This is a genomic window from Streptomyces sp. YS415 (assembly GCF_023544665.1).
GTDB lineage: Bacteria > Actinomycetota > Actinomycetes > Streptomycetales > Streptomycetaceae > Streptomyces.
In genome coordinates, this window is the sequence record NZ_JAMJFL010000075.1 from 1 (window position 1) to 3,239 (window position 3,239).

Consider the following 3,239-nt stretch of genomic DNA (forward strand, 5'->3'; position numbering starts at 1 on the left):
CGGGCTCCGGAGGCGTTCCGGTTCATCAGCCAGGCCCGGCATGTCGGCAAGGTCGCTCTGACCATGCCGGTGCCGGTGGATCCGGACGGCACCGTGCTGATCACCGGCGGTACGGGGACTCTGGGGGCGTTGGTCGCCCGTCATCTGGTCACTGAGTACGGAGCGCGGAATCTGCTGCTGACCAGCCGCCGTGGGCTGGAAACGCCGGGTGCCGCCGAACTGGTCACTGAGCTGCAGCAGTTGGGGGCGAGGGTCGAAGTGGCGGCTTGTGACGCCGCCGACCGTGATCAGCTCGCCGCCCTGCTGGAGGGCCGTACGCTCACCGGTGTCGTGCATGCGGCGGGCGTTCTCGCCGACGGGCTGGTCACCTCCCTCACCCCGGAGCAGCTGGCCACGGTCTGGCGGCCCAAGGCCCAGGCCGCCTTGCATCTGCACGAGCTCACCCAAGATGCGGACCTGGCCTTCTTCGCGCTGTATTCGTCGGTGGCGGGTGTGCTGGGTGGTGCCGGTCAGGCCAACTACGCCGCCGCTAACACCTTCCTCGACGCCCTCGCCCATCACCGCCGCGCGCAGGGACTGCCCGCGACCTCCCTCGCCTGGGGCCTGTGGGAGCAGGCCAGTGCCATGACGGGCGAGCTGGACCGGGCGGATCGTCGGCGGCTGAGCAGGATGGGTCTGTCGCCGCTGTCGTCGGAGGAGGGGCTGGCGCTGCTGGACCGGGCCCTCGCATCCGCCGAGCCCGTTCTCGTGCCTGCCCGCCTCGACCTCGCCGGCCTGCGCGGCGCCGACACCATGCCGGCCGTACTGAGCGGACTTGTCCGCCCCGCGACCACCCGCCGCACCGCCGACACCACGGCGGGAAGTCAAGGCTCGGGCGGTCTGGTCGAGACCTTGGCGGGGCTGGGCCGTGCCGAGCGGGAACGGCGGCTGGTGGAGCTGGTGCGGGTCCATGTGGCCGCCGTACTGGGGCATGCCTCCGAACAGTCCGTCGACCCCGAACGCTCCTTCAAGGAGCAGGGCTTCGACTCGCTCACCGCCGTCGAACTCCGCAACCGGCTCACTGCCGCCACGGCGCTGCGCCTTCCCACCGCGATCGTCTTCGACCACCCCACACCGGCTCGTCTGGCTGATCATCTGCACAGCGAGCTTTGGGGTGCGGAGGAGGCGACCGTTGTCACCCCGGCCCCTTCGGCCGTTGCGGCGGACGAGCCGATCGCGATCGTCGGCATGGCCTGCCGTTACCCCGGTGGCGTGGCCTCGCCGGAGGACCTGTGGCAGCTGGTCACCGAGGGCGTGGATGCTGTCGGGGACTTCCCCGCCGACCGCGGCTGGGACCTGGACGGGCTCTACCACCCCGACCCCGCCCACCCCGGCACCACCTACACCCGGCAGGGCGGATTCCTGCACGACGCAGCCGAGTTCGACCCGCATCTCTTCGGAATCGCGCCGCGCGAGGCGCTGGCGATGGACCCGCAGCAGCGGCTCCTCCTGGAGACCGCCTGGGAGGCTGTGGAGCGCGCCGGTATCGCCGCCGCGTCGCTGAAGGGGTCCAACAGCGGAGTCTTCGTCGGCGCCGGATACCCGAGCTATCTGGTCGACCTGGAGCGCACGCCGGACGTCGTCGAGGGGTTCTCCCTGACGGGCAACGCGGCGAGCGTCGTCTCCGGCCGCCTCTCCTACACCTTCGGGCTTGAGGGGCCGGCCGTCACCGTCGACACGGCGTGTTCGTCGTCGCTGGTGGCGTTGCACCTCGCGGTGCAGTCGCTGCGCGGCGGTGAGTGCGACCTCGCCCTGGCGGGCGGTGTGACGGTGATGCCGAGCCCCGGACTCTTCCTCGAGTTCAGCCGCCAGCGCGGGCTCTCGGCGGACGGCCGCTGCAAGCCGTTCGCGGCCGCCGCCGACGGAACGGGCTGGGCGGAGGGCGTCGGTGTCCTGGTGGTCGAGCGGCTGTCGGACGCCCTCGCCAAGGGGCACCGGGTCCTGGCCGTGGTGCGCGGGTCGGCGATCAACCAGGACGGCGCCTCCAACGGCCTCACCGCCCCCAACGGTCCGTCCCAGCAGCGCGTCATCCGGGCCGCACTCACCAACGCCGGGGTCTCCGCCGCCGAGGTGGATGCGGTGGAGGCGCACGGTACGGGTACGACGCTGGGTGACCCGATCGAGGCCGATGCCTTGCTGGCCACGTACGGGCAAGGGCGGGACGCTGAACGGCCGTTGTGGCTGGGGTCGGTGAAGTCGAACATCGGTCACACGCAGGCCGCGGCCGGTGTCGCGGGCGTCATCAAGATGGTGATGGCGCTGCGGGCGGGCGTACTGCCCAAGACACTGCACGTGGATGCGCCCACCCCGCATGTCGACTGGTCGGCGGGCGGCGTCGAGTTGCTGACCGCTCCGGTGGAGATACGTTCCGATGGTCGCCCCGGCCGAGCCGGCGTGTCCGCCTTCGGCATCTCCGGGACGAACGCCCACGTGATCCTGGAAGAGGCGCCGCCCGAGTCGGGGTCGGTGGTGGCTGCCGGGCGTGAGGGGTTGTCGGGGTCGCCCGTGGTGCCGTGGGTGGTGTCGGGGCGTACGGCGGAGGCGTTGGCCGCGCAGGCGGGGCGGCTGGCCGGTGTGATGGGCGAGCCGGTGGATGTGGGCTGGCAGCTCGTCTCGGGGCGCACGGCGCTGGAGCACCGGGCGGTGGTGTGGGGGCGGGAGCGCGCCGAGCTGACGGCTGGACTGGAGGCGCTGGCGTCCGGTGCTGTCGCGGGCAATGTGGTCTCGGGTTCGGCTGCTGCGTCGGGTGCTCCGGTGTTCGTGTTTCCGGGGCAGGGGTCGCAGTGGCTGGGGATGGGGCGGGGGCTGCTGGAGTCCTCGCCTGTGTTCGCGGCGCGGATCGTGGAGTGCGAGGCGGCGCTGGGGCCGTTCGTGGACTGGTCGTTGACCGAGGTGCTGAGGGGCGACGACGACGGCTGGATGGAACGGGTGGACATGGTCCAGCCGGTGCTGTGGGCGGTCATGGTCTCGCTCGCCGCCGTCTGGGAGTCACTGGGCATCGAACCCGCCGCTGTCATCGGTCACTCGCAGGGGGAGATCGCCGCCGCCGCGGTGGTCGGTGCCCTGAGCCTGGACGACGCCGCCCGGGTGGTGGCGCTTCGGTCCTCTGCGATCCGGGATGAACTGGCCGGGCATGGTGGCATGTTGTCGCTGGCGACGGGTCCGGAGCAGGCGGCGGAGTGGGTGTCGTCGTATGGCGG

At 72.0% G+C, this 3,239-nt stretch carries 1 protein-coding gene; it reads left to right on the plus strand.

The annotated features are described in order from the left end of the window. Positions 1–3,239, plus strand: a 3,239-nt coding sequence (locus M8H82_RS36265) for a type I polyketide synthase (RefSeq protein ID WP_250080002.1), incomplete at both ends; no start/stop codon positions are given.